Source organism: Paraburkholderia sp. CNPSo 3272, assembly GCF_024206495.1.
Taxonomy (GTDB): Bacteria; Pseudomonadota; Gammaproteobacteria; order Burkholderiales; family Burkholderiaceae; genus Paraburkholderia.
In genome coordinates this window covers 60320-86804 of the sequence record NZ_JAMBPQ010000004.1, presented here as the reverse complement: position 1 = coordinate 86804, position 26485 = coordinate 60320, and the positions used below count along the sequence as shown (strand labels likewise).

Below are 26485 nucleotides of genomic sequence, written 5' to 3'. Positions count from 1 at the left end.
AGCGCACGTCAGTTCAGCTGCGCGTGGAGCGCGGAGACGATACGCTGGGCGTCCGACGAGGTGTCGATGCGGCCGCTCTGGTCGACCACGGCGACCTGGGTCGAATTGCCCGTCGAGCGCACCGCCACGACGTATTCCGGACCCTGATCCTTCGCGGCCTTCTTCGGATTGTAGAAAAGCTTGCCGAGCAGGCCGTCGCCCTTGAGCTCCTGCATCGAGTCCGCGTAGCGCACGAAGTAGAGACCCTTCTCGCGGTCGCGGTTGTCGACCGTGAAGTTCGTGCGGTCGAGCGCAAGACCCACGCGTAGCCACGCAGTGTCGAACGTCTCGGGCAAGTCGAGCGTCGTGCCCTCAGGACCGGCAGCGACCTTGACGCCGGCCGTCGACGGGCGCGCATCGGTCAGCAGCTGCTTGGACTGCGCATCGGTCAGGCCGAACTTCTGCATGATCTTGGCGAGGAACGCGGCCTCGAGCGCCGGGTCGCGCGGACGCTCGACCCACTTCGACCCCGTCTTGTCCTGCCCCGTCAGCACTTCTTCCATGGCGTTATGCGTGACGGAAATGTCCGTTTGACCGTCCGGGCCACGCGAAACCAGCACGCGGAAGCGGTCGCGCGTGCCCGACGAGTACGCGAAGTCGATCACGCGGCCGATTGTACGGCGGAACCAGTCGTCCGGAATGTTGGCGCGATTCTCGGCCCAGTCGGTCGTCATGATGCCCGTGGAGGGGGAATCGGTCGTCAGCGTGAAGCCATTCTCCGTCCAGAATTCCTGCAGCTGCGGCCAGACGTCGTCAGGCGAGCGGCCGTCCACCACGAGCCACCGGCGGTCGCCGTCGCGCTCCACGTGCATGCCGAACGGATCCTGCGCATCCGGCACCCCGAGTGTGGCGTTGCCAGCCGGCGTGACCGTGCGCTGAGCGGAGCCGCCAAGCGTAACCGTCGGCGGCGGCGCGACGTACTTCTGGTCGTTCGGCGCCGACGACAGATCCTGCGGCACATTCAGCGGCGGCGCGGTCGGCGTGTCCTTGTAGTTGACGCGATCGGACGCGAACATGTCGTTCAGCGACTCGCAGCCTGCGAGCGAGCCGAGGGCAAACGCCAGCACCGCCATGCGGGTTGCGTGGAGGGAAAAAGCGGAACGTTTCATGTGGGCCTTCGTGATACGGGAACGCTAAGCCTTGCTCTGCGAGACGGTGGGTCCGGGGTCGGTCCGAGGTCTTTCAGTGATTGGGCGGCTGGGCCGCGGCGGCGTCGGTTGATAAATCGGCGGCTGGCTGATCGGATCAGCCAGCCAGACCGGCTTCGCGCAGCGCGGTGCGCACCACGTCGTGGTAGCGCGCGTCGAGCGGCGTGAGCGGCAGTCGGATGCCGCCTTCGATGCGGCCGAGTTCCTGCAGCGCCCACTTCACCGGAATCGGATTCGATTCGATGAACAGGTTCTTGTGCAGCGACAACAGCTTCATATGGATCTCACGCGCCGTTTTCGCGTCGCCGGCGAGCGCAGCCTTGCACAGGTCGCTCATCTGCCGCGGCGCAACGTTCGCGGTTACAGAAATATTGCCGTGGCCGCCAAGCAGCATCAGCGCGATCGCCGTCGGATCGTCGCCGCTGAAAATCTTGAAGCCCTTCGGCGCATGCTTGATGAGGTGCGCGGCGCGGTCGATATTACCCGTCGCTTCTTTCACCGCGATGATGCCCGGCACTTCGGCCAGACGCAGGATGGTCTCGTTCGCCATGTCCGCGACCGTACGGCCCGGCACGTTGTAGAGGATGACCGGCAGGTTCACGTCCTCCGCGATTTTCGCGAAGTGGCGGTACATGCCTTCCTGGGTCGGCTTGTTGTAATAGGGCACAACCTGGAGCGACGCCTGGGCGCCCACTGCCTTCGCGTGCTTCGTCAGTTCGATAGCCTCGGCGGTGGAATTACCGCCTGCGCCCGCGATGATCGGCATACGGCCAGCGGCGTGCTCGACCGCTGTCTTGATCATCAGGATGTGTTCTTCGACGTCCAGCGTGGCGGACTCCCCGCTCGTACCGACGACGACGAGGGCATCCGTCCCCTCTTGCACGTGCCAGTCGATCAGTTTGCGGAATGCCGGCAGGTCGAGACTGCCGTCCCCGTGCATGGGGGTGACGATCGCGGGAATGCTGCCTTGCAGCTTAATGCCGTCCTGAGTGCCGTTAGCCATGAAACGCCAGAAAAATGAGTCAGTTAAACCGCGATTGTAGCGGATTAGCCGGTCAGATCGTAACGCGTTACGGGAAGGACCTGGTGCTCAGGTACATTACCGGCTCTTTCGGGGGGCACTGAGGTCGTTTTTTCCCGTACCGCGCAGATGCGCTGAATATACGCCTCACGCGGTTGCGAAAGAAATCCGTCCTGATATGCGATTACCCGCAGCGCGGGCGTACACACGGCCAGCAACTCGCCGGGAGCGAGCAGGAAAGCGGGGTTCGATGGCTTCCCCACCGTTTCGTTGCCTTGGGCAAAAGTTTCGTAGATCAGGACGCCGCCCGGCGCCAACGCCTCGATGAGACGGGGCATGAGCGGGCGATGCAGGTAGTTCGTGACGACCACGGCGGCAAAGTGGGCGTCCGGCGCGAGCGGCCAAGGCGCGCCTTCGAGGTCGCACTTTAACGTCGCGACGCCCGCTACATCATGCAGCGTGGCGAGCGCGGCGGCGTCGCGATCCAGCGCCGTCACCGGATGACCCTGACCGGCCAGCCAGCGCGTGTGCCGGCCCGCGCCGGAGGCCACGTCGAGAACCGTCCCGCCGGGCGCGATGAGGTGGGCCCAACGGCGCACCCAGCGCGACGGCTCGGAAAGCCCGTGGGCCAGCGATCCAGCGGCAGGCGTCGACGTCATCGGCTCGATCAGCTGTACGAGAGGCCCATGGCCTCACGCACGTCGCGCATCGTCTCGTTGGCGAACTTGCGTGCCTTGTCGCAGCCGTCCGCGACGATTGCACGCAGCAGCGACGGGTCGTCCATGTACTTCTGTGCGCGTTCGAGCATGGGCTGCTGCTCGCGCAGAATGCCCTCGATCACAGGCTGCTTGCACTCCAGACAACCGATGCCCGCCGAACGGCAACCCTTCTGCACCCAGTCGTGCGTCTGCTCGTCGGTGTAGACCTGGTGGAGTTGCCACACCGGGCACTTGTCCGGATCGCCCGGATCGGTGCGGCGCACGCGCGCGGGGTCGGTCGGCATGGTGCGGACCTTCTTCGTGATCGACTCGGCGTCTTCGCGCAGGCCAATGGTGTTGCCGTACGACTTCGACATCTTCTGGCCGTCGAGACCCGGCATGCGCGAGGCTTCCGTGAGGAGCACCTGCGGCTCCGGCAGGATGATCTTGCGCGAGCCTTCGAGGTAGCCAAAAAGACGCTCGCGATCGCTCATCGAGAGGCTTTGCGACTCCGAGAGCATCGCGCGGGCTTGTTCGAGCGCCTCGTCATTGCCCTCCTGCTGATAAGCGTTGCGCAGCTCGTGGTAGAGCTTCGAGCGCTTGCCGCCCAGCTTCTTCGCCGCGTCGTTGGCCTTCTCTTCGAAGCCCGGCTCGCGGCCGTACATGTAGTTGAAGCGGCGCGCCATTTCGCGCGCCATCTCAACGTGCGGCACCTGGTCCTCGCCCACCGGCACGAGCGACGCACGGTACAGCAGGATGTCGGCGGCCATCAGCACCGGGTAGCCGAGGAAGCCGTAGGTACCGAGGTCCTTGTCGCGCAGCTTTTCGATCTGTTCCTTGTAGGTCGGCACGCGTTCGAGCCACGACAGCGGCGTGCTCATGCCGAGCAGCAGCGCGAGTTCGGCGTGCTCGGGCACGCGGCTCTGGATGAAGAGCGTGGCCTGGTTCGGGTCGATGCCCGAGGCGAGCCAGTCGATCAGCACGTCCCAGACGTTCTTCTCGATCACATCCGGCGTTTCATAGTGCGTGGTGAGCGCATGCCAGTCGACCACGCAGAAGAAGCACGGATACTCGGACTGCAGGCGCACCCAGTTTTTCAGCACGCCGTGATAGTGGCCGAGGTGCAGCGAGCCGGTGGGCCGCATGCCGGAGAAGATACGGTCTGGGAACATGATGTTATGAAAAGAGCGACACAAGAGGGGTAAGGATGGCCGTGACCGCGTCGTAACCTAAACTGACGAGCGGGCGCAGCCAGAATCGCGTGAAGATGCCACTCACGAGCAACCCCATCACGATGATGAAACCATAGGGTTCGATACGGGCGAGCGCAATGCTCGCGCGCGTGGGCAGGAGCGCCCCGAGCACGCGGCCGCCGTCGAGCGGCGGCAGCGGAAAGAGGTTCAGCACGCCGAGCACTAGATTCACGCCCACGCCGGCGGCGGCCATGCGCGTGAAGAACGGCTCGTCCACGCCGAGCACCGCGAGTCCCACGCCGAACACGCCCCATATGATGGCCTGCACGAAGTTGCACAGCGGCCCGGCCGCAGCGACCCACAGCGTGCCCCAGCGCGGATTGCGCAGATTGCTGAAGGCGATCGGCACCGGCTTCGCGTAGCCGAACACGAACGCGCCGTTCGTCAGGAAATACAGCACGAGCGGCATGGCGATCGTGCCGATCGGGTCGATGTGGCGCATCGGGTTGAACGAAACGCGGCCGAGCACATAAGCGGTGTTGTCGCCGAGCATGCGCGCGACGTAACCGTGCGCGGCCTCGTGCAGCGTGATCGCGAAGATCACCGGCAAGGCGTAGACGACGATCGTCTGAATCAGATTGGCTTCCATGGCGGGCTATTGTATCAATGCGTCAAGGTGCTCTGTCCGGGTTCACGCCGCGCAAGTGTCATCACGCCTCTTCTTCTTCGATGCCGAACGGCGCCAACGACCCCCGCCCCGGGCGCACGAGCACCGGTTCCTCGCCCGTGAGATCGATCACGGTGGACGGCTCGCACGGGCACGCCCCGCCGTCGATCACGAGATCGAGCTGTTTCTCGAGGCGCTCGCGGATCTCCTCGGGGTCGTTGAGCGGCTCGGTGTCGGGCGGCAGGATCAGCGTGGTGGCAAGCAGCGGCTCGCCCAGTTCTTCGAGGATCGCCAGCGGAATCGGATGCCCGGGCACGCGCAAGCCGATCGTCTTGCGCGACGGATGCGAGAGGCGCCGCGGCACTTCCTTCGTCGCCACCAGCACGAACACATACGGCCCCGGCGTCACCGACTTGATGAGCCGGTATTGGCGATTGTCCACCATGGCGAAGTTCGCGAGTTCGGACAGGTCCCGCACCATCAGCGAAAGCAGCGCCTTTTCGTCGAGCCCGCGGATGCGGCGCAGGCGCTCGGCGGCGTGCTTGTCGTCGATGCGGGCGGCGAGCGCGTAGCTCGAATCGGTCGGCAATGCGATCACACCGCCGTCACGGATGATCTCCACCGCCTGCTTGACGAGACGCGGCTGCGGGTTTTCTGGGTGAAGCCGAAAGAACTGGGACATGGCAGTAATCAGCTGACGAATGGCGATGGGAACAGCGGGCGATGGGGACAGCGGGCGATGAAAACAGCGGGACGGTGCGCGAACACGGCAGGCGACTGCACGTAGTTACCACAAAGCGACGACAAAGCTGGTTTGACCGGCGCAGAACGCCTTGCAGCAAACAGGCGGGATCAGTGGGCCGCGCGCCGTGCGCGGCCTACAGCCATCGCTCCCAGACAGGCTTGAGATCGGAAGGCAAAGGCGGCAGCGTGCCCGGCTTGATCACGTCGGGCCCGGGCGCATGGAAGTCCGAACCGCGCGACGCCTCGAAGCCGAAGCGCCTCGCCACGGCTGCATACTCGGCGTACTGGTCGGGCGTATGGCTGCCGGTGACGACTTCGATGGCCTTGCCGCCCAGATCGATGAATTCGCCGAAAAGCGTGTCGAATTCGAGTTGGGTGTAAGCGTAGCGGCCCGGATGCGCGATGATCGCCTCGCCGCCCGCCGCCTTGATCCACGCCACGGCGTCGGCGAGCCTGGCCCAGCGGTGCGCGATGTAACCGGGCTTGCCTTCGCCGAGCCAGCGCGAAAACGCGTCCTGGGTGTTCTGCGCACGGCCGCTTTCCACGAGAAAGCGCGCGAAGTGGGTCCGCGAGACCAGGTCGGGATTCGAGACGTACTGGAACGCGCCTTCGTACGCGTCGGGAATACCGAGTTCGCCGAGCCGCTCGCCAATGGCTTCGGCGCGCGCCGCGCGGCCGTCACGCGTCCGCGCGAGTCCGTCGACTAGCGCGGCGCACTCCGGGTCCACATGCAAACCGACGATGTGCACCGTGCGCGACGCCCAGGTGACCGAAATCTCGACGCCGCTCAAATAGCGCATGCCGAGCGCCTCGGCCGCCTCGCGCGCTTCGCGCTGGCCCCCGAGCACGTCATGATCGGTGAGCGCCCACAAGCCCACGCCACCCGCTTTCGCCAGCTGCGCGACCGCAGCGGGGGCCAGTTGCCCGTCGGAGACAGTGGAGTGACAGTGGAGATCGGCGTTCATTGGATGCGGGAAAAGGATGAACGTCCATTTTACTGCAACGCGGTGAAGTCGTCGGGGGGCGCCCCAAGCGTAGCCGCCTCCCGAATCCGCGCTTCCTGTGCCTTTGCGCTCAGGCGCAGAACGCCTCGATCAGGCGCGCGACCTCTTCCGGCTGATCGTGGTGCACCATGTGCCCCGCCCCGTCGACGATCCGTTCGCGCCAGTCGGGAAACGCCTCAAAACGCTTCTTGAATTCGTCGATGGGAACCGCTCCCGCGAGCCGCGCGAGCGTTTCGGAGCCGGCCGCTTCGACGTGCAGGACCCTCGCGCTCACCTGCGACCAGATCGCCATGACCTCGTCGAGCTGGTACAGCAGCGGACCGCGCATTTTGTGCGCCGGATCGCCGAGCAGCACATAGGCGCCCTCGCCGTCCGGTTTCGACCAGTGTTGCGCGAGAAAACGCGCGCGCGGCGCGATCAGACGCGGATTGGTCTTCACGAGCCGCGCGGCCACCTCGTCGAGGGACGCATACGTGCGCAGTTGCGGCGGCGTGCGCACTTCGTCCAGCCACTCGCGCATGCGGCGCGGCGCCTGTCCCGGTGACGGCGCCGGCAGGCCGAAACCCTCCAGGTCGACCACGCGGCGCACACGCTCGGGCCGCACGCCCGCATAGAGACACACGATGTTCGCGCCCAGACTGTGCCCCACGAGGTCCACCTGCCCCTCGGGCGCGTAATGGGCGAGCAGCGCGTCGAGATCGGCGAGGTAGTCGGGGAACCAGTAGTTGCTGCCCTGTCCTTGCGCAACGGGCCAGTCGGAGAGGCCGAAGCCGCGCAGGTCGGGAGCGATGACCTGCCAGTCACCGCCGCGTGCATCGAGCGCATCGACGACGAACTGGAACGACGCCGCCACGTCCATCCAGCCGTGCAGCATGAACAGCACGGGCGCGCTCTCGGCGCCCCAGCGGCGCACGTGCAGCCGGATGCCATTGACGTTGACGAATTCGGACCGGGATTGATTCATCTGCGCTGCCGCAAAAAAGAATGGTCGTTCGATTATATAGCCGCCGGGCGTTTGCCGTTCGTCATTCGTGGGACTGACGCCCTGTTGACTGCTTCGAGGCGGTCTGTTCCGCGGCGTCCTGGGCCGCCAGCGTGTCCAGTTCGGCTTCGTCAAAACCCGCCGAGCGGCGCGCTTCGAAGTTGAACGGTCCGCGCATGCGCGGCGCGTGATACTGCTGCGCGAGCGCGAGCCATGCCGCGTGCGGGTCGAGAGCGCGGGCCTCGCACAAGCGGCGGAACCAGTGGTTGCCGATGCGCACGTGCCCCACTTCGTCGCGCAGGATGATGTCGAGGATCGCGGCCGATTCGTCGTCGCCAGCCTGCTTCAGGCGCGCGCGAATAGGCGGCGAGGCGTCGAGTCCGCGCGCCTCCAGCACGCGCGGCACCAGCGCCATGCGCGCGAGCACGTCGGTGCCGGTACGCTCGCACATCTCCCACAGGCCGTTGTGCGCGGGGAAGTCGCCGTATGCGTGACCATAGTCGGCGAGCCGCGCGCGCAGCAGCGAGAAGTGATACGCCTCTTCTGCTGCGACCTTCAGCCAGTCGGCATAGAACGCCTCGGGCATGGCGGGGAAGCGCCAGACCGCGTCGAGCGCGAGATTGATCGCATTGAATTCGATGTGGGCCAGCGCGTGCAGCAGCACGACGCGGCCCTGAGGCGTGCTCATGCTGCGGCGCTGCAGTTCGCGCGGCTCGACGAGCGGCGGCTCGGCGGGGCGGCCAGGCAAGCCGGTCGGCGTCGAGATGACGCGCTGCGGCTCCCAGCGCGGCGCAGCGGCCTGAGCCTGGCTCTGTGCGTGCAGCGCTCGCACCGCATCGGCCTTGGCGACGGGGTCGCGTTCGCGCAGCGCGGCGAGCGCGGCGAGGCGCCAGCTGGCCGGCTCGCCTTCTGTGGATGCCGGGACGTCAGCGCTTGCGCTGGCGGCGGACAAAGCGGAATTCATCGGCAAAAGAAACAGGACCTAAAAAACGGAAGAAGAAACTGTGGCGCAGGCGCGCCCGTAAAGCCACCAAGCGGACCGCGCACGCAACCGTTTACAATACGCGATTCACCTGCCTCGCGTCGTGCGCAGCCGTTGCGCCGCCCGCAGACCGGCAGCAGCCCCGAAAGACATTGGAGACTCAACACCGTGGCCATCTACAAGCTAGGCGTTGCCGCACCGACCATTCACGAAAGCGTGTTCGTCGCGGACAACGCGACTGTCATCGGCAAGGTCGAACTGGCCGAAGACTCGAGCGTCTGGTTCGGCGCGACGCTGCGCGGCGACAACGAGCCGATCACCGTCGGCGCGCGCAGCAACGTTCAGGAAGGCGCGGTGCTCCACACGGACCCCGGCTACCCGCTCACGCTCGAAGCGAACGTGACCGTGGGCCATCAGGCCATGCTGCACGGCTGTACCGTGAAGGAAGGCGCGCTGATCGGCATTCAGGCCGTGGTCTTGAATGGCGCGGTAATCGGCCGCAACTGTCTGGTTGGCGCGGGTGCGGTGGTCACTGAAGGCAAGGTGTTCCCGGACAACTCGCTGATCCTCGGCGCGCCGGCCAAAGTCGTGCGCGAACTGACCGAGGCCGACATCGCCGGCCTCAAGCGCAACGCGGATGTCTACGCGCAGCGCCGCGAATATTTCAAGGCGCAGCTCGTGCGCATCGGCTGAGAGCGACACGCTCTTGCCGTGTGCGGCGCGGGCCGCGCCGCCCCGATTGAAACGAAGGAAAAGATTGTGAACGACCAGTTGCAAAAATTCATGTTCAGCGCCGCGCCGGTGCGCGGCGAGATCGTCTCGCTGAACAACACGTGGCAGGAAGTGCTCAAGCGCCGCCAGTATCCGACGCCCGTGCGCACCGTGCTCGGCGAGATGATGGCAGCGTGCGCGCTGCTCTCGGCGAATCTCAAGTTCGACGGCACGCTGATCATGCAGATCTTCGGCGACGGCCCCGTGAAGATGCTGGTCGTGCAGTGCGGCTCGGATCTGACGATGCGTGCGACCGCGCGCCTCGGAGAAGACTTCACGGGCGAAAACGCCCTGCCGCTCGGCGAAGAACTCACGTTCGCCGACCTCGTGAATCCGGACGGCCAGGGCCGCTGCGTGATCACGCTCGACCCCGCGAAAAAGCAGCCGGGCCAGCAGCCCTATCAGGGCATCGTGCCGCTGAACGGCGAGGACGGCCCGCTCAAGTCGATCGCCGCCGTGCTCGAGCATTACATGCATCACTCGGAACAGCTCGACTCGCGCCTGTGGCTCGCCGCCAACGACGACCGCGCGGTCGGCATGCTGCTCCAGAAGCTGCCGGGCGACGGCGGGATCGTGCCGCACCAGGGCGAGCACGACCTCGATACGTGGGAGCGCGTCTGCACGCTCGGCGGTACGCTCACGCGCGACGAAATGCTCAAGGAAGATGGCGAGACGTTGTTCCGCCGCCTCTTCTGGCAGGAGAACGTGCGTCACTTCGAGCCGCTGGCGCCGCGCTTCCAGTGTTCGTGCTCGCGCGAGAAGGTGGGCGCGATGCTCAAGATGCTGGGCCGCGAGGAAGTCGACGGCGTGATCGAGGAACGCGGTCATGTCGAAATACATTGCGATTACTGCAATCAGCGCTATGAGTTCGACCCTGTGGATGTCGCGCAACTTTTTGCCGTGACTGGGCTCTCAGAAAGCGTGAGCCCCGCTGCGGAGCGTCGCCACTGAGGCAAACAGAAGTAAACCGGGCGCACGAAGGCACATTGAGGCGATAACACCGATGCGGCGCAACGCGGGTTGCGTCGCCGCGCTGCGCAGCGGCACGTAGGCAGGACCGGGAACCGTTGAATTGCGGGGTTGCCTTCATCGCAAATTGCTTAGGCGTCCGACAGATGGAGAGAAGCATGATCAAGAACAAACGCTTCGTACTTCCCTTCGCACATCCATTACGCGAGCGCATGCCGCGCGTGAGCGCGTTGCTCTTACTCACGACGCTCGGCGCGACCGTTGCGTCGACGAGCGGCTGCATGATGGACCCGCCGGGCCCGTCGCCGATCTACAGCCGGCTGCCCCCGGCGCAGTCGGGCATCCCGGCCGCCGCGCCCGTGCTCACGCCCGACGAGAAAGCGCGCTACGACGCGATCGACCGTCAGGCGCTCGCTGAACAGGACAACGCCATGGCCGCGGAAGCTGCCGCACAAGCCTGGTCGCGCGCGTATGCGCCGCCGGTCACCGTCTACGGCAGCTATTACAGCGGCGGTTGGGGGCACGGCTGGGGTACGGGGATCGGCTACGGCTATCCAGGCTGGGGCTGGTGACCGCGCGGCTTCGCGATCTGAACGCTCAGAACGAAAAAAGGCGCGGCTCACAATGCCGCGCCTTTTGTTTGCCTGCCTGCTCAGCGCAAGCGGCGCACTTAACCCGCCTTCTTCGCTTCCTTCCCATGCCCGTGCTTCTTCTCGGGCACACGCGAAACGGGGTTCGGCACCACCCTGACCGGCGCCGCCGACATCTCGCCGCGCGTCGAGGTGTTCGACGAACCGCTCGGCGTGACCGGCGGCGTCTGGTTCGGCGAGACGAACTGCACGAACACCTCGCTGTCCTTCACCATGCCCATCTCATACCGAGCACGCTCCTCGACGGCAGCCGTGCCGTTCTGCAGATCCTGCACTTCGCCCGCTATGCGTTCGTTGCGCAGTTTCTCGTCGTCGTTCTGCTTTTGCTGCTGCGCGAGTTGCTGCTGCAGTTCGTGGACACGCAGCCAACCACCATGGCCCCACCAGAGCGGATACTGGATCAGCACGAGCAGGATGATCAGAACGACAGTGACAAGCCGCATGTAAGGTGCCGGATAAACACACGCCGCCCTGCGCTATACGCAGGGCGGCGGAGAGAGATGACGAAGGGTGACAGCAAGGCTGCTGCCGGCGCTGGGTCCGCTTAGCGGAGGTTATAGAACGCCGACTTGCCCGGGTAGCTGGCGATATCACCGAGATCTTCCTCGATGCGCAGCAGCTGGTTGTACTTCGAGATGCGGTCGCTGCGCGAGAGCGAACCGGTCTTGATCTGACCCGCGTTCAGGCCCACTGCGATGTCGGCAATCGTCGAGTCTTCGGTTTCGCCCGAGCGGTGCGAGATCACGGCCGTGTAACCCGCGCGCTTGGCCATTTCGATTGCCGCGAAGGTTTCCGTCAGCGTGCCGATCTGGTTGATCTTGATGAGGATCGAGTTGGCGATGCCCTTATCGATGCCTTCCTTCAGGATGCGCGTGTTGGTGACGAACAGGTCGTCGCCCACGAGCTGAACCTTCTTGCCGAGCTTGTCGGTCAGGAGTTTCCAGCCGGCCCAGTCGGACTCGTGCATGCCGTCTTCGATCGAAACGATCGGGAACTTGTCGGCGAGCGTTGCGAGGTAGTCGGCGAATTCGGCCGACGACAGTTGCAGGCCTTCGCCCGCGAGCTGGTACTTGCCGTCGTGATAGAACTCGCTCGCTGCGCAGTCGAGCGCGAGCAGGACGTCTTCACCGGCGCGGTAGCCGGCCTTCTCGATGGCTTGCAGGATGGTCGAGAGGCACTCGTCGTTGCTGCCGAAGTTCGGTGCGAAGCCGCCTTCGTCGCCCACTGCCGTGCTCATGCCGCGATCCGAGAGGATCTTCTTGAGCGCGTGGAACACTTCCGCGCCGCAACGCAGCGCTTCGCGGAAGGTCGGCTGGCTCACCGGCACGATCATGAATTCCTGAATGTCGAGGCTGTTGTTCGCGTGCGCGCCGCCGTTGACGATGTTCATCATCGGAACCGGCAGCTGCATCGCGCCCGAGCCGCCGAAGTAGCGGTACAGCGGCAGGCCGGCTTCTTCAGCGGCGGCCTTCGCGACGGCCATCGAAACGGCCAGCATGGCGTTTGCGCCGAGGCGCGACTTGTTGTCGGTGCCGTCGAGCTCGAGCAGGGTCTTGTCGAGGAAGGCTTGTTCCGACGCGTCGAGGCCCATGATCGCCTCGGAGATTTCGGTGTTGATGTGCTCGACGGCCTTCAGCACGCCCTTGCCGTTGTAACGGCCGGCTTCGCCGTCGCGCAGTTCGATCGCTTCGCGCGAGCCCGTGGATGCGCCCGACGGCACTGCCGCGCGGCCCATCGTGCCCGATTCGAGCAGCACGTCGCATTCGACGGTGGGATTGCCGCGCGAATCCAGGATCTCGCGACCGATGATATCTACGATTGCACTCATGGTTTCCTCAGGAAATGACAGTAATTCTTGCGCGAGCTGCGCCGCCTGCTGCATCGCCCGCGAGGCACAGTTTCTATGCTCGTTCGGGGCACACCGTCACATGGGACAGGCTGCGCGCTCGCCAGGTTCAACTTGCCGCAGCGCAACGCCCACGTTCCCGTGACCGATGCGCTGCCACGCTGCCTTGTACATCGAGCGCGGTGCGGTGCGCCGCGCTGCTCCTCCATCGCGCCGCTCATGCAATCGAAGCGGCGCGCCGTACTGCGTAATTCCTGGCTCAGCTGAAGTCGTTCTCGAGGAACGGCGTGCGCTTGACCGCCTGGTCGAGCGTCACGAGGGTTTCGAGCAGGTCGGCCATGCGGTTCAGCGGCACGGCGTTCGGGCCGTCGGACTTCGCCTGCGCCGGGTTCGGGTGCGTCTCCATGAAGAGACCCGCCACGCCCGTGGCCACGGCCGCGCGTGCCAGCACCGGCACGAATTCGCGCTGACCGCCCGAGCTCGTGCCCTGCCCGCCCGGCAGCTGCACCGAGTGGGTCACGTCCATCACGACCGGCGCCCCGGTCTCGCGCATGATAGCGAGCGAGCGCATGTCCGAGACGAGGTTGTTGTAACCGAACGAAACACCGCGTTCGCAGGCGAAGAAGCGGTCTTCGGAAAGACCCGCCTCACGCGCGGCTTCGCGGGCCTTGTCGATCACGTTCTTCATGTCGTGCGGCGCGAGGAACTGGCCTTTCTTGATGTTGACAGGCTTGCCCGAGCGCGCGCACGCGTGGATGAAGTCGGTCTGGCGGCACAGGAACGCGGGCGTTTGCAGCACGTCCACGACCGAAGCCACGGGCCCGATCTCTTCTTCCGTGTGCACGTCGGTCAGCACGGGCAAGCCGAGCTGACGCTTCACTTCGGAGAGGATGCGCAGGCCCTCGTCCATCCCGAGGCCGCGAAACGACTTGCCGCTCGAACGATTGGCCTTGTCGTAAGACGACTTGTAGATGAACGGAATGCCGAGCTTCGACGTAATTTCCTTAAGCCGGCCCGCCGTGTCGATCGTCATCTGTTCGGATTCGACGACACAGGTGCCTGCGATCAGGAAGAACGGCTTGTCGAGGCCTACCTCGAAACCGCACAGATTCATGCTTTCTCCTCGGCGCGCGCCTCGTGGTGCGCGACTGCCGCTTCGACATACGCCTTGAAGAGCGGATGGCCGTCACGCGGCGTGGACGTGAATTCCGGGTGGAACTGGACGCCGACGAACCACGGGTGCATGTCGCGCGGCAGTTCCATCATTTCCGGCAGATCTTCAGTCGGCGTACGGGCGCTGATGATAAGGCCGCCGGCTTCGAGCTTGGGCACGTAGCCGTTATTGACTTCATAACGGTGACGGTGACGCTCGTTCACGTCCTTGCCATAAATTTCTGCCGCGAGCGTGCCGGGCTTGATCGGGCAACGCTGCGAACCGAGGCGCATCGTGCCGCCGAGGTCCGAGTCTTCGGTGCGCTTCTCGACCTTGCCTTCGCGATCGGCCCATTCGGTGATGAGCGCCACGACGCGGTCGGGCGTGTCCGGATCGAATTCCGTGCTGTTCGCGTGCTTCAGGCCCACCACGTCGCGCGCGAATTCGATGACGGCGAGCTGCATGCCGAGGCAGATGCCGAGGTACGGCACCTTCGCTTCGCGGGCGTACTGGATGGCCTTGATCTTGCCTTCGGTGCCGCGGCGGCCGAAGCCGCCCGGCACGAGGATCGCGTCGAGATGCTTGAGGCTCTCGACACCTTCTTCGTCGATCTGCTCGGAGTCGATGTACTCGATGTTCACCTTCGCCGAGGTCTTGATCGACGCGTGGCGCAGCGCTTCGATGAGCGACTTGTACGACTCGGTCAGGTCGACGTACTTGCCGACCATGCCGATCGTGACTTCGTGCTTCGGATGTTCGAGCTTCTCGACCATTTCCGCCCAGATCGACAGATCGGCGGGCTTGGCGGAGAGCTTCAGTTCGTCGCAGACGATCGAGTCGAGGCCTTGGTCGTGCAGCATCTGCGGGATCTTGTAGATGCTGTCGGCGTCCCACACCGAGATCACGGCGTCTTCGGGCACGTTCGAGAACATCGAGATCTTCGAGCGCTCGTCGTCGGGAATGCGGCGGTCGGCGCGGCACAGCAGCACGTTCGGATAGATACCGATTTCGCGCAGCTTCTGCACGCTGTGCTGCGTGGGCTTGGTCTTGAGCTCACCCGCCGTGGCGATGAACGGCACCAGCGTGAGGTGCACGAAGCACGCGCTGTTGCGGCCAAGGCGCAGGCTCATCTGACGCGCGGCCTCGAGGAACGGCAGCGACTCGATGTCGCCCACCGTGCCGCCCACTTCGACGATCGCGACATCCGGCTCACCGCACGTCGCCGATGCGGCGCCGCGCTCGATGAATGCCTGGATTTCGTTCGTGATGTGCGGAATGACCTGCACGGTCTTGCCCAGGTAGTCGCCGCGGCGCTCCTTGCGGATCACCGATTCGTAGATCTGGCCCGTGGTGAAGTTGTTGGCCTTGCGCATCTTCGTCGAGATGAAGCGCTCATAGTGGCCAAGGTCGAGGTCGGTTTCCGCTCCGTCTTCCGTCACGAACACTTCGCCGTGCTGAAACGGGCTCATCGTGCCGGGGTCGACGTTGATGTAGGGATCGAGCTTGAGGAGGGTGACTTTTAGACCGCGCGATTCGAGGATCGCGGCGAGGGAGGCGGCGGCAATACCCTTGCCAAGGGAGGAAACTACGCCGCCGGTGACGAAAACATATTTGGTCATCGCTGGATGCTCGCGGGAAAAACGGATTATACCTGAAAGCAAGGGCTAACCCTGAATTTTGAGCGAGCAGAAACGATGCGCGGCGCGTTGCCCCGCGCTCTACCCTGCCGTGCAAGCAAGCGCGCCGGGAAGCGGCCGCTCAGGCTCCGTTTTCCATGGCGTAAAGCATGCGCTGAACCGCGCGCGCGGTCTCGATCGGTCGCTCCATCGGATACAGATGACTGCCCTCGATCCACTCGAAGCGCTCGCCGGCGATGCGTCGCGTTGCCGCCAGCCCGACCTGGCGGACTTCACGCGACTGCGTGCCCGCGAGGAAGCTCACCGGCACGGGCGAGCCGTGCACAAGTCGCGCGCCGAGCGTGTGCGGCAACGTGCGGTAAATCATGTATTCGGTCTGTCGATCGAAGGCGAGCGCGCGGCCGCCGTCCACCGAAGTCTGAGGAATGCCGAAGTCGACGTAGTCGGAAAGCACGCGCTCGTCCCAGCGTGCGAACGCCGCCTTCGAATGAAAATGCCGCCAGGCCTCGTCGCGGCTCGCCCAGTTCGTGCGGCGCGTGCGCGTGGCGGCGGCAGGCGACAGCCGCTCGTCGAGGCCGGTCCACTGCGAGACCCGTAACATGCTGCTGCGCCAGCCCGCGATTACCGGCGAATCGAGCATCACGACGCCCTTGACCCACTGCGGCTTTTTCAGCGCGGCCATCAGCGACAGATAGCCGCCGAGCGAGTGTCCGACGAGCCACACGGGCTCCTCGTAGGTGCGACCGATGTCGTCGAGCAGCTGCTCGACGAGATGCGGCCAGTCGCGGGTGACGGGAAAGCGCGCGTCGTGCCCGATGCGCTCGATGTAGCGCAACTCGTAGTTGTCGCCCAGTTCGGCGAAGAACGTGCGATACGTCGAGGCCGGAAAGCCGTTCGCGTGTGAGAAATGGATGACGTTTTTCAAAGGCGGCGTGTCTCTCTATTTTGTTGATCTCTTTCGTCATTCGCGCTTTCGTTCACCCTCCTATCGGCCGGCGCGTCAGTCCTGCGTCGGCGGGTCCATCCAGTAGCGCCGCTGCGTATCGAGAAAGCGTTCGACTGCGAGTGCGCCGGGTCGCGCCTCGACGCGCGCCGCGCCATCCGCGTCGCTGCGCGCGAGTACGATGTCGCGGGCCGCGTAGCGCACGTAGACGCCCGGATGCGGGTGATGAAAGCGGTTCAGATAGCCTACCTGAAATATCGCGACGAGCGGCCAGACAGAATCGAGGAACGGTTCAGTCGACGAACTGCGGCTGCCGTGGTGCGGCACGACGAGCACCTGCGCGCGCAGCCGCCCGGGGTCGCGCGCGACCAGCGCGCGCTCGACGCCCGCTTCGATGTCGGCGGCGATCAGCGCGGAAACTGGCCCGTCTTGCGCGTCGGGCGCGGCGCTGGCCGCCGTCGTCACCCGCAGGACGCAGCAATGCGCGTTGGGTTTTCCCGCGAGCGGCCCGGGGTCCGGCCACAGCACCTCGAAGTCGACGCCGTCCCACCGCCAGCGCTGGCCGGCGGCGCACTGCACGGTCTGCGCGCCCTTCGCGCGCGCGCTTGACCACAGCGGATGCGCGGGCAGGATGCCTGCCACGAGTGTTCCTATATCGACGGCATCGAGCACGGCTTGCGCGCCGCCCGAATGATCGGAGTCGTCGTGGCTGATCATCAGCGCGTCGAGGCGCCCGATGCCGTGCGCCTGCAGATACGGCACGACGATGCGCTCGCCCGCCTGCGTCGATTCGGGGCCCGGGCCCGCGTCGAACAGCAGGCGATGCCGAGCCGTTTCGACCAGCACCGACGTGCCCTGCCCGATGTCGAGCGCCGTGAGCCGAAAAGCGCCCGGCGGCGGCCCCGTGGGCGCAGGCACCAGCAACGGCAGCCACGTGAACGGCGCGATCCAGCGCAGCGGCCAGCCGCGCGGCGCGAGCCACCAGGCGACGCCCACGGCAGCGCTGGCGAGCGGCCACGCCGCGGGTTGCGGCAGCCGTAAAACCGCCCACGGCAAGCCCTCCAGCGCGCTCAGCGCCACAACTAGCCAGTCGAGGCAGGTATGCGCCGCGCGCAGCGCGAGGGCGTCGATCGGCGCAGGCATCGCCGCGCTCGCGATCACCAGCGGCGCGACGAGCATGCTCACCCAGGGAATCGCAAACGCATTGGCGATCGGACCGATGAGCGGTATTTGCGCGAACCAGTAGACCGTGAGCGGCGCGAGCGCGAGCGTCACGGCCCATTGCACGCGAGCGCCATCGCCAAGGCGTGACGCAAGACGTCGCATCGCCCCTCGCCGGCCGTCGGACGGCAAAGCCATGGCGACGAGGCGTCGAAGCCAGGCGTCGCGCGCGGTTGCCCCCGCTAGTGGCTCAGTTCGGTCACGCATCGGATCGGCGGCGTCCGCGCTGGCATCCTGCGGCGCGTCCCTGTGCAAGCGTGGCACGCCGCTCGCCGCAAAGAGGATCGCCGCGACCGCGCAAAACGAAAGCCAGAAGCCTGCGGCCGTCACCGCCCACGGATCGCGCAGCAGCACGAGCCCGAGCGCCCACGCCAGCACGTGCGAGCGCGCGAGCTCGCGCCCGGCGAACAGCGCGAGCGCAACGACAGCCAGCATCCAGAGCGCGCGCTGCACCGGCACATTGAAGCCGGCGAGCGCGGCGTAGACTCCCGCCGCGAGCAGCGCTCCCGCCACCGCAACCTTCTGCGCGGGCACGATGAGCGGCGCCTCGACGCCGCGCCAGCGCGCGCGCCGCCACACTGCGCCCGCGAGCCACCCCGCGAGCCCCGCGACGAACGCGAGATGCAGCCCGGAGATCGCCACGAGATGGCTCGTGCCCGTATTGCGCATGAGACGCCTGTCCGCGTCGCTGACCGCGTCCTGAGCGCCGGTGGCGAGCGCGATGACGACGCCGCGATGCGGCGCATCGCCGAGCACCGCGTCGATGCGCGCCCGCAGCGCGGCGCGCGCCCGCTCGATGCGCACGCCGATGCCGTCGGCGTCAACGCGCAGACGCGCGGCATGCTCGGGATCGCTCACATAGCCGATGGCGCGCACGCCGCGCGCGAGCAGCGCGGCTTCCGTGTCGCGCAGGCCGAAGTTGCCGTTGCCGTGCGGACGTTTGAGCCGTACGGCAAGACGCCAGCGCGCACCAGGCATGAGCGGCGGCGGCGGCGCTTCGCGCGCCACCCATGACAGTTGAATCAGATGCGGAAGAGGCGCGGCGGCTTCGTGCGTTCCCCAGGATTCGACACGAAAGAGGAAGCTTGCGCCGTTGGCGCCATAGGAGGGCAAGCCGGAGATATAGCCGGTGATGTCGATGTTGCGCGCCTGCCAGGCTGCGGGAAGCGCTTCAGCAAGCCGTGTTTCGGCGCGCCAAGCCGCGTAGCCAAAGCCCGCGCATCCGGCCGCAAACCACACGGCCGCCCAACCGCTCGCCACGCGCCAGCGTCGCGCGCAAGCCAAGCGGAACACGCGGCGAGCCGCTTCGCGGGATTCGCTCGCCGGCGCCGCGGCGCCCAACGCCCAAGCCGCCCACGCGGCCGCAAACACGTTCGCCAGAATGAGCGCGAGCCACGCGCCCCACCCCGGCAACGCCGCCTGTCGCTGCAACACAATCACGCCCAGCGCAAACCCGCACCAAATCGCCCGCATCCCTCCTCCTCGCACCGAGGGGGCTGAATGCACGAACCGCGTCAGTCGCGCCGCGCCGAACGCACGCTGTGCCCGCCACCCTGGAAACGATTATGCAGACGAAAGTGCGAGCCGCGGCAGTGCAGCCGCCGCGTTAGCCGTCGTGCCAAGTGCGAGTTCGTCGGGACTCAAGCCCCGCAAGCCTGCGAGCACGGCGCCGATGCGAGGCACCTGGTCAGGCGTGTTGCGCGCGCGGTAAAGCCAGGCGGGCGAGATATCCGGCGCATCGGTTTCCATGACGATGGCCTCGAGCGGCAATTGCTCCGCGAGCCTGCGGATCTGCAGCGCGCGCTCGAACGTCACGTTGCCGCCGAAGCCCAGATGCATCCCTTGGTCGATGAATGCTCGCGCCTGCTGGAAGCTGCCGTTGAACGCATGCGCGATGCCGCTCTTTACGCCGTTGCGGCGCAGCCCCTTGAGCACCTGGTCCTGCGACTTGCGCACATGGCAGATCGCCGGCAAGCCGAACTCGCGCGCAAGGCGCAGCTGGGCATCGTAGAAGTGCTGTTGCCGCGCCTCGTCGAGGCCCGTCACGAAGTAATCGAGCCCGATCTCGCCGATGCCGACGAAGCGCGGATCATCGAGACTCGCCTCGATCTCGCGGCGCAACACTTCAAGGTCGTCGTCACGCGCCTGCGGCGTGAAGAGCGGATGGATGCCGAGCGCATACACCGCGCCCTGGGTGCGGTGCGCGAGCGCGCGCACCACCTGGAAGTTCTCGCGCGCCACCGCCGGGATCACGATGCGCGACACGCCCGCCGCGCGCGCCGCCGACGAGACCGCGTCGCGGTCAGCGTCGAATTCGGCGGCATCGAGATGGCAGTGCGTATCGATCCACATGGTGCTCGCTCGCGATAAGGCTCAGACCGGTACGACCGGTTCCTCGTGCAGCATACCGTCGCGCAGGCGCACGATGCGGTCGCAGCGCGCCGCGAGGTCGGGATCGTGCGTGACGATCACGAAGCTCGTATCGAACTGGTCGGAGAGTTCGAGCATCAGATTGAAGACGTTATCCGCTGTCGCGCCGTCGAGGTTGCCCGTGGGCTCGTCGGCGAGCACGCATGCGGGTTTCGTCACGAGCGCACGCGCGATGGCCACGCGCTGGCGCTCGCCGCCCGACAGCTCGCCCGGCCGGTTGCGCGCCCGATGCGAGAGACCCACACGATCGAGGATCTGCATCGCTTCGGCGCGCGCATCTTCCTGCGTCATGCGGCGAATGCGCAGCGGCATCGCCACGTTGTCGAGCGCCGAAAACTCCGGCAGCAGATGGTGGAACTGATAGACGAAGCCCAGCGCGCGATTGCGCAGTTCGTTGCGCTCACGCTCGGAAAGCTCGGTGAACGGCTTGCCGAGCACCGAGACCTTGCCCGCGCCCGGCTCGTCGAGTCCGCCGAGCACGTGCAGCAGCGTGCTTTTGCCCGAGCCCGACGCACCTACCACAGCGAGCTTCTCGCCGCGCTTCACTTTCAGATCGGTATCGTGCAGCACCTGCACGGCAAGCGGACCCTGGCCAAACACCTTCGAGACGCCGTGCGCTTCGAGCACGTACGGGTAGTCGCCAGCGGCGGCGATCAGCGATTGACGGTCATTCATAGCGCAGCGCCTCCGCAGGACGAACCTTGGCCGCGCGCCAGCTCGGATAGAGCGTGGCGAGCGCGGACAGCACGAAAGCGATTACTCCGATGCGGATCACGTCGGAAGCCACGAGTTCCGAAGGCAGCTCGCTGATGAAATAGACCGAAGGCGGCAGGAACTGAATGCCGAGCAGATGCTCGATCGCCGGCACGCTCCATGGAATGCTCCACGCGATAAGGCAGCCGAGCGCAATGCCGATGGCCGTGCCCACGAAGCCGATCGTCACGCCCTGCACGACGAAGATCTTCATGATCGAGCCAGGCTGCGCGCCGAGCGTGCGCAGGATCGCGATATCGGCCTGCTTGTTGGTGACGGTCATGACGAGAGACGAAACGAGGTTGAACGCCGCGACCGCGATGATGAGCGTGAGAATGATGAACATCATGCGTTTTTCGATCTGCACGGCCGAGAACCAGGTCTTGTTCTGCTGCGTCCAGTCGCGGATATAGAGGTCGCCCGAAAGCGTATGCACGAGCTGGCGCGCCACCGCCGGCGCGCGCTGCATGTCCTTCAGGCGCAGGCGCACGCCGCTTGGCGCGCCTAAGCGATAAAGCACTTCGGCGTCGCGGATGTTGGTGAGCGCGAGCGTGCTGTCGTACTCGTAGTGGCCCGACTCGAACACGCCCATCACCGTGAACTGCTTTAAGCGCGGCAGCATGCCGGCCGGCGTGATCGAACCCTCGGGCGCGACGAGCGTGACCTTGTCGCCCACGGTCACGCCCAGGTTCACGGCGAGATCCGCGCCGAGCACGATGCCGAAGCTGCCGGGCGTGAGGTCGTTCAGGCTGCCCGCCTTCATTTCCTTGCCGATGTCCGAAACCTGCGGCTCCTCGGAAGGCTCGATGCCGCGCAGCGCGACGCCGTTGACGCTGTCGCCGCGCGTGAGCAGCGCCTGGGCGTCCACATATGGCGCCGCGCCGATGACTTCGGGGTTGGTCTTCGCTTCCTTCGCGGTGAGCTGCCAGTCGGGCATCGTGCCCGTGGGCGAAAAGATCTCGATGTGCGCGAGCACGGAGAGCATGCGGTCGCGCACGTCGCGCTGGAAGCCGTTCATCACCGAGAGCACGACGATCAGCGCCGCGACGCCGAGCGCGATGCCCGACATCGAAATGAGCGCGATGAACGAGATGAACCCGTTGCCGGTCGTGCGTTTGCCGGCGCGGGTGTAGCGCCAGCCTATCTGCCATTCGTAGGGAAGTTTCAAGCGAATCCTTTTGCGTCTTCGTTGCGCTCCGGCGCCGTATTGACCCTGGGGCCAGTGCGCCGGACGGCCGGAGAATATCGTGCCGGGTCGGGCGGCGATCAACCGCGAAGTTTGCCACACTGGCGGCAAGTCACGGATATTCGACGGAGTTCCCACGAACTTTTCACGCGTGAGAACCGCAGCGCCCGCAGGCGTTTGCCCGCCCTCTGCTTCGAGCCGCAATTCGCCCACAAGTGCCGCAGCGCCAGCATAACGGGTCAATGCGATGCCGTTGCGGCACGCCCGAGGGCCGCCCGGCACACGGAGTGCCGAAGTACAATGCGCACCATCATGCCCGCCGACCGACTCCATCTCCTCGTCCCCTTTGCCTTGCCGTCCGCGGCGGCCGCCTCCACCGCCCTCGCGGGCCTCGAATATCCGGCGCTCGCGAAACTGGTTGCGCGCGCGACACTCGGGGAGCAGGTGATCGGCGAGGACTTCCAGCGCACGCTGCCGCACGAGCGCTGGGTCGCGCGCCAGTTCGGCGCGCTGGGTCCTGCGAGCGCGAACAATGCACAACCCGCGCCGGCCGCAGACGAAGAAGCGCCGCTTGCGCCCTACATGCTGCTCGCCGATGGCGGCACGCCTGGCGACGCCACCTGGGCGTGCGTGCAGCCCGTGCACGTGCGCATCGCGCACGATCATCTGGTGCTGATCGACCCCGCCTCGCTCGAACTCGCCGACGCCGACGCCGCCACGCTCTACACTGTCGCCCGCCCGCTGATCGAAGAACTGGGCGTGCGCATCGAGGCGCCGACGCCGCAGCGCTGGTATCTCTCGTCGGAAGCGTTCGGCACGCTCGCGGGCGCGTCGCCCTTGCGCGCGAGCGGCCGCAACATCGAGATCTGGCTGCCGCACGAGGCCCATTCGGGCCAGCGTTCGCGCGCCTGGATGAAGGTGCAGAACGAAGTGCAGATGGCATGGTTCGAGCATCCCGTGAACGAGGCCCGCGAAGCGCGCGGTCTGCCCGCCGTCAATTCGATCTGGTTCCACGCTCAGGGCGCGCTGCGCACCGTCACGAGCCCCTATGCGCGTGTGCGCTCCGATGCGGCCGCCACGCGCGGCCTGGCGCTCGCCGCGAAGGCGCAAGTCGATGTCGCGCCCGCGACCTTTGCCGCGCTCGCAGCCGCGCTCAACAACGGTTCGGGCACGGGAGCGACGCTCGTCGAGCTCGATCCGTTCTCGGCGGCCTTCATCCAGCAGGACTGGGGCCGCTGGAACGCCGCGTTCGCTCAACTTGAGCGCGACTGGTTCGCGCCGGCGCTCACGGCGCTGCAAACGGGCGCGCTCGCCGCGCTCGATCTCACGCTATGCGGCGACACGGGCTCGGTCACGCTGTCCATCACGCGCGGCGATTTGCGCAAGTTCTGGCGACGCCGCCTGTTCGCGTCGCTCTTTATCGAATGATTTCCCGAATGACTTCCCTTTTCTGCGCTCACGCATGACCCGAATCGTCACCCGCGCCTGCTCGCCCGCCGACACCGAAGCGCTTGTGCGCCACGGGCTGCATCCGGTGCTCGCGCGCCTCTACGCCTCACGCGGCGTTTGCCAGCCCGACGAGATCGAAACCGGCCTCGCGCGCCTCATTCCGCCCACGGGCATGAAGGGCCTCGACGAGGCCGCCGAACTGCTCGCCGACGCGCTCGAAGCTCAGTGCCGCATGCTCGTGGTCGCCGACTATGACTGCGACGGCGCGACGGCCTGCGCCGTGGCCGTGCGCGGCCTGCGCATGTTCGGCGCGCAAATCGACTATCTGGTACCGAACCGTTTCGAGTATGGCTACGGCCTCACGCCCGAGATCGTCGCACTCGCCGCACAACGCAAGGGCGGACCGCCCGATGTCCTGATCACGGTGGACAACGGCATCGCCAGCGTGGAAGGCGTCGAAGCTGCCAACGCGCTCGGCATCGAGGTGCTCGTGACCGACCACCACCTGCCCGGCGACACGCTCCCCGACGCGCGCGCCATCGTCAACCCGAACCAGCCGGGCTGCGAATTTCCGAGCAAGTGCATCGCGGGCGTGGGCGTGATGTTCTACACGCTGCTCGCGCTGCGTGCGGAGCTGCGCAGGCGCGGCGCGTTCAGCGACGGCAAGCCCGAGCCGCGCCTCGACGGCCTGCTCGATCTCGTCGCGCTCGGCACTGTCGCGGACGTCGTGAAGCTCGACTGCAACAACCGTGTGCTCGTCGCGCAGGGCTTGCAACGCGTGCGCAACGGCCGCATGCAGCCGGGCATCGCGGCGCTCTTTCGCGCGGCCGCCCGCGACGCGAAAAACGCGTCGGGCTTCGACTTCGGCTTCGCGCTCGGCCCGCGCCTGAATGCGGCCGGCCGGCTCTCGGACATGTCGCTCGGCATCGAATGCCTGACCACCGACGATGTGGGCCGCGCCTGGGAACTCGCGCAACAGCTCGACGGCATGAACCGCGAGCGCCGCGAGATCGAGGCCGGCATGCAGCAGCAGGCGCTAGCCGATCTCGCCGACGTCGATCCGCAGGGCAAAGCCACGCTCACGCTGTTCAACGAAGGCTGGCATCAGGGCGTGATCGGCATCGTGGCGGGACGGCTCAAGGAGCGCTTCCACCGCCCCTCGTTCACTTTCGCGCCGGCCGACGACGACGGCGAACTCGTGAAGGGCTCGGGCCGTTCGATCCCCGGTTTCCATCTGCGCGACGCCGTCGATCTCATCAGCAAGCGCGAGCCCGGTCTGATCCAGAAGTTCGGCGGCCACGCGATGGCCGCGGGCATGACGATCGCGGCCGCGGACGTGCCGCGCTTTGCGGCCGCCTTCGAGCGCGTGGGCCGCGAGTGGCTCACCGAAGAGGCACTCGCGCGCACAGTCGAAACCGACGGCGATCTCGAAGACGCCTACTTCACGCCCGATTTCGTGGAGATGCTCGACGCCGCCGTGTGGGGCCAGGGCTTCCCGGCGCCCGTCTTTTCGGGCGAATTCGAGGTGGCCTCGCAGGCGCTCGTGAAGGACAAGCACCTCAAGCTGCAGCTGCTGCGCGGGCGCCAGCGCTTCAACGCGATCTGGTTCAACCACACCGAATCGCTGCCGCAACACACCACGGTCGCCTACCGGCTCGTGCGCGACACCTGGAATGGCGTATCGCGCGTGCAGCTCGTGGTGGAGCACGCCGCGCTCTGAGCCCGCTTTGAACTGCGCGTTGCGCTGAGAAGCGCGGGCCGCCCGAAGCGCCCGCGCCGCCCTTGATCCGGGTCCAATCGGCTATAATTCAATGTTTTACACGCCGGATCACGATACAAATGGAAGCGGAACGTCTCAACGCGATCGAAGCCCTTTTGGCGGACCTGCGCACGCGCGCGGGCGAGCTACGGGGGTATCTTTGACTACGACGTAAAAGCCCGACGGCTCGTCGAAGTCAACAGCGAACTCGAAGACCCCAACGTCTGGAACGACTCCAAACACGCCCAGGGTCTCGGCAAGGAAAAGAAGCTGCTCGAGGGCGTGGTGCACGTGCTCGACGGCATCGAGAACGACACGCGCGACACGCAGGATCTCTTCGAAATGGCCCGCGAAGAAGGCGATGAGGACACGCTCGTCGCCATCGAAACCGACGCTCAGGCGATCGAAACGCGCGTAGCCGACGTCGAGTTCCGTCGCATGTTCGCGAATCCGGCCGATCCGAACAACGCGTTCATCGACATCCAGGCCGGCGCCGGCGGCACCGAGGCCTGCGACTGGGCGTCCATGCTGCTGCGCCAGTACGTGCGCTACTGCGAGCGCAAGGGCTTCAAGACCGAAGTGCTCGAAGAGTCCGAAGGCGACGTGGCCGGCATCAAGAGCGCGACGATCAAGGTCGAAGGCGAATACGCCTACGGCTTCCTGCGTACCGAAACCGGCATTCACCGCCTCGTGCGCAAGTCGCCGTTCGACTCGTCGGGCGGCCGTCATACGTCGTTCTCGTCGGTGTTCGTGTATCCGGAGATCGACGACTCGTTCGAGATCGAAGTCAATCCGGCCGATCTGCGCATCGACACGTACCGCGCTTCGGGCGCGGGCGGTCAGCACATCAACAAGACCGACTCCGCCGTGCGTATCACGCACGTCCCGTCGGGCATCGTCGTGCAGTGCCAGAACGACCGCTCGCAGCACCGCAACCGCGCCGAAGCCATGGCCATGCTGAAGTCGCGCCTGTACGAAGCCGAAATGCGCAAGCGCCAGTCGGAACAGGACAAGCTCGAAGCGGGCAAGTCGGACGTGGGCTGGGGTCACCAGATCCGCTCCTACGTGCTCGACAACAGCCGGATCAAGGATCTGCGCACCAACGTCGAAATCAGCAACACCAAGGCCGTGCTCGACGGCGATCTCGACGCCTTCATCAGCGCGAGCCTGAAACAGGGCGTGTAAGCTTGCCGCACGCCACGGGCGCAGCAGTTCACCGCATGCCGCCCTCTCCTGCTGC

The 26485-nt window shown here is 66.2% G+C and carries 24 protein-coding genes; 6 read left to right on the top strand and 18 right to left on the bottom strand.

Annotated elements, in window-relative coordinates; genetic code table 11:
- Positions 1-8 precede the first annotated feature (8 nt).
- The 9 genes from bamC to M3I53_RS06610 form a co-directional block, all read right to left on the bottom strand.
- On the bottom strand, positions 9-1148 hold the full coding sequence (gene bamC, locus M3I53_RS06650) for an outer membrane protein assembly factor BamC (protein WP_254315180.1): 1140 nt from the start codon (positions 1146-1148) through the stop codon (positions 9-11).
- Positions 1149-1284: 136 nt separating this feature from the next.
- Positions 1285-2190, bottom strand: a complete 906-nt coding sequence (gene dapA / locus M3I53_RS06645; RefSeq protein WP_254315179.1) for a 4-hydroxy-tetrahydrodipicolinate synthase — start codon at positions 2188-2190, stop codon at positions 1285-1287.
- A gap of 44 nt (positions 2191-2234) precedes the next feature.
- Entirely contained in the window at positions 2235-2867 is a 633-nt protein-coding gene (locus tag M3I53_RS06640; protein WP_254315178.1) for a bifunctional 2-polyprenyl-6-hydroxyphenol methylase/3-demethylubiquinol 3-O-methyltransferase UbiG, read from the bottom strand.
- A gap of 8 nt (positions 2868-2875) precedes the next feature.
- A complete protein-coding gene (locus tag M3I53_RS06635; protein WP_254315177.1) occupies positions 2876-4078 on the bottom strand; it encodes a tryptophan--tRNA ligase in 1203 nt (400 codons plus the stop codon).
- A gap of 4 nt (positions 4079-4082) precedes the next feature.
- Complete coding sequence (locus M3I53_RS06630; protein WP_028204146.1) at positions 4083-4748, bottom strand: site-2 protease family protein; 666 nt, start codon at positions 4746-4748, stop codon at positions 4083-4085.
- A 61-nt stretch (positions 4749-4809) separates the two neighbouring features.
- Positions 4810-5448: an L-threonylcarbamoyladenylate synthase gene (locus M3I53_RS06625; RefSeq protein ID WP_254315176.1), complete on the bottom strand. Its 639-nt coding sequence runs from the start codon at positions 5446-5448 to the stop codon at positions 4810-4812.
- Between the two features lie 196 nt (positions 5449-5644).
- The gene (locus M3I53_RS06620) at positions 5645-6475 is read right to left on the bottom strand and encodes a 3',5'-nucleoside bisphosphate phosphatase (protein WP_254315175.1); all 831 of its coding nucleotides are present in this window, start codon (positions 6473-6475) and stop codon (positions 5645-5647) included.
- Between the two features lie 109 nt (positions 6476-6584).
- Positions 6585-7478 (bottom strand): alpha/beta fold hydrolase, encoded by an 894-nt coding sequence (locus M3I53_RS06615; RefSeq protein WP_254315174.1) that lies wholly within the window; start codon positions 7476-7478, stop codon positions 6585-6587.
- Positions 7479-7539: 61 nt separating this feature from the next.
- Positions 7540-8460 (bottom strand): ferritin-like domain-containing protein, encoded by a 921-nt coding sequence (locus M3I53_RS06610; RefSeq protein WP_254315173.1) that lies wholly within the window; start codon positions 8458-8460, stop codon positions 7540-7542.
- Positions 8461-8646: 186 nt separating this feature from the next.
- On the opposite strand from M3I53_RS06610, the gene M3I53_RS06605 reads away from it, so the two are divergent.
- From M3I53_RS06605 to M3I53_RS06595, 3 genes are all read left to right on the top strand, one after another.
- Positions 8647-9171 (top strand): gamma carbonic anhydrase family protein, encoded by a 525-nt coding sequence (locus tag M3I53_RS06605; RefSeq protein WP_254315172.1) that lies wholly within the window; start codon positions 8647-8649, stop codon positions 9169-9171.
- A 66-nt stretch (positions 9172-9237) separates the two neighbouring features.
- Entirely contained in the window at positions 9238-10200 is a 963-nt protein-coding gene (gene hslO / locus M3I53_RS06600) for an Hsp33 family molecular chaperone HslO (RefSeq protein ID WP_069265731.1), read from the top strand.
- 230 nt (positions 10201-10430) lie between these two features.
- Positions 10431-10790 carry a hypothetical protein gene (locus M3I53_RS06595; protein ID WP_254315391.1) on the top strand — a complete coding sequence of 120 codons (360 nt, stop codon included), beginning with the start codon at positions 10431-10433 and terminating at the stop codon, positions 10788-10790.
- Positions 10791-10888: 98 nt separating this feature from the next.
- Here M3I53_RS06595 and ftsB read toward each other — a convergent pair whose 3' ends face one another.
- The 9 genes from ftsB to M3I53_RS06550 all read right to left on the bottom strand — a co-directional run bounded on the left by ftsB (position 10889) and on the right by M3I53_RS06550 (position 22019).
- Complete coding sequence (gene ftsB / locus M3I53_RS06590) at positions 10889-11311, bottom strand: cell division protein FtsB (RefSeq protein WP_110383976.1); 423 nt, start codon at positions 11309-11311, stop codon at positions 10889-10891.
- 101 nt (positions 11312-11412) lie between these two features.
- A complete protein-coding gene (eno, locus tag M3I53_RS06585) occupies positions 11413-12696 on the bottom strand; it encodes a phosphopyruvate hydratase (protein WP_103703989.1) in 1284 nt (427 codons plus the stop codon).
- Between the two features lie 277 nt (positions 12697-12973).
- Positions 12974-13828 carry a 3-deoxy-8-phosphooctulonate synthase gene (kdsA, locus tag M3I53_RS06580; protein WP_069265539.1) on the bottom strand — a complete coding sequence of 285 codons (855 nt, stop codon included), beginning with the start codon at positions 13826-13828 and terminating at the stop codon, positions 12974-12976.
- Entirely contained in the window at positions 13825-15486 is a 1662-nt protein-coding gene (locus M3I53_RS06575; protein WP_254315171.1) for a CTP synthase, read from the bottom strand. The genes kdsA and M3I53_RS06575 overlap by 4 nt, the downstream gene beginning before the upstream one ends.
- 139 nt (positions 15487-15625) lie before the next feature.
- The gene (locus M3I53_RS06570) at positions 15626-16429 is read right to left on the bottom strand and encodes an alpha/beta fold hydrolase (RefSeq protein ID WP_254315170.1); all 804 of its coding nucleotides are present in this window, start codon (positions 16427-16429) and stop codon (positions 15626-15628) included.
- 75 nt (positions 16430-16504) lie between these two features.
- Positions 16505-19141, bottom strand: coding sequence for a ComEC/Rec2 family competence protein (locus M3I53_RS06565; protein ID WP_254315169.1), 2637 nt, complete (start codon positions 19139-19141; stop codon positions 16505-16507).
- A 90-nt stretch (positions 19142-19231) separates the two neighbouring features.
- Positions 19232-20020 carry a TatD family hydrolase gene (locus M3I53_RS06560; protein ID WP_254315168.1) on the bottom strand — a complete coding sequence of 263 codons (789 nt, stop codon included), beginning with the start codon at positions 20018-20020 and terminating at the stop codon, positions 19232-19234.
- Between the two features lie 21 nt (positions 20021-20041).
- Positions 20042-20773 carry a lipoprotein-releasing ABC transporter ATP-binding protein LolD gene (lolD, locus tag M3I53_RS06555; protein WP_254315167.1) on the bottom strand — a complete coding sequence of 244 codons (732 nt, stop codon included), beginning with the start codon at positions 20771-20773 and terminating at the stop codon, positions 20042-20044.
- A complete protein-coding gene (locus M3I53_RS06550; RefSeq protein ID WP_254315166.1) occupies positions 20766-22019 on the bottom strand; it encodes a lipoprotein-releasing ABC transporter permease subunit in 1254 nt (417 codons plus the stop codon). The genes lolD and M3I53_RS06550 overlap by 8 nt, the downstream gene beginning before the upstream one ends.
- Positions 22020-22337: 318 nt before the next feature.
- On the opposite strand from M3I53_RS06550, the gene M3I53_RS06545 reads away from it, so the two are divergent.
- The 3 genes from M3I53_RS06545 (at position 22338) to prfB (ending at position 26430) form a co-directional block, all read left to right on the top strand.
- Entirely contained in the window at positions 22338-23465 is a 1128-nt protein-coding gene (locus tag M3I53_RS06545) for a regulator (RefSeq protein WP_254315165.1), read from the top strand.
- Positions 23466-23499: 34 nt separating this feature from the next.
- Positions 23500-25206 (top strand): single-stranded-DNA-specific exonuclease RecJ, encoded by a 1707-nt coding sequence (gene recJ, locus M3I53_RS06540; protein ID WP_254315164.1) that lies wholly within the window; start codon positions 23500-23502, stop codon positions 25204-25206.
- 119 nt (positions 25207-25325) lie between these two features.
- A protein-coding gene (gene prfB / locus M3I53_RS06535) for a peptide chain release factor 2 (RefSeq protein ID WP_254315163.1) occupies positions 25326-26430 on the top strand; the annotation gives its coding sequence in 2 pieces (ribosomal slippage) (positions 25326-25406 and positions 25408-26430; 1104 coding nt in all).
- The last annotated feature ends 55 nt before the right edge of the window (positions 26431-26485 follow it).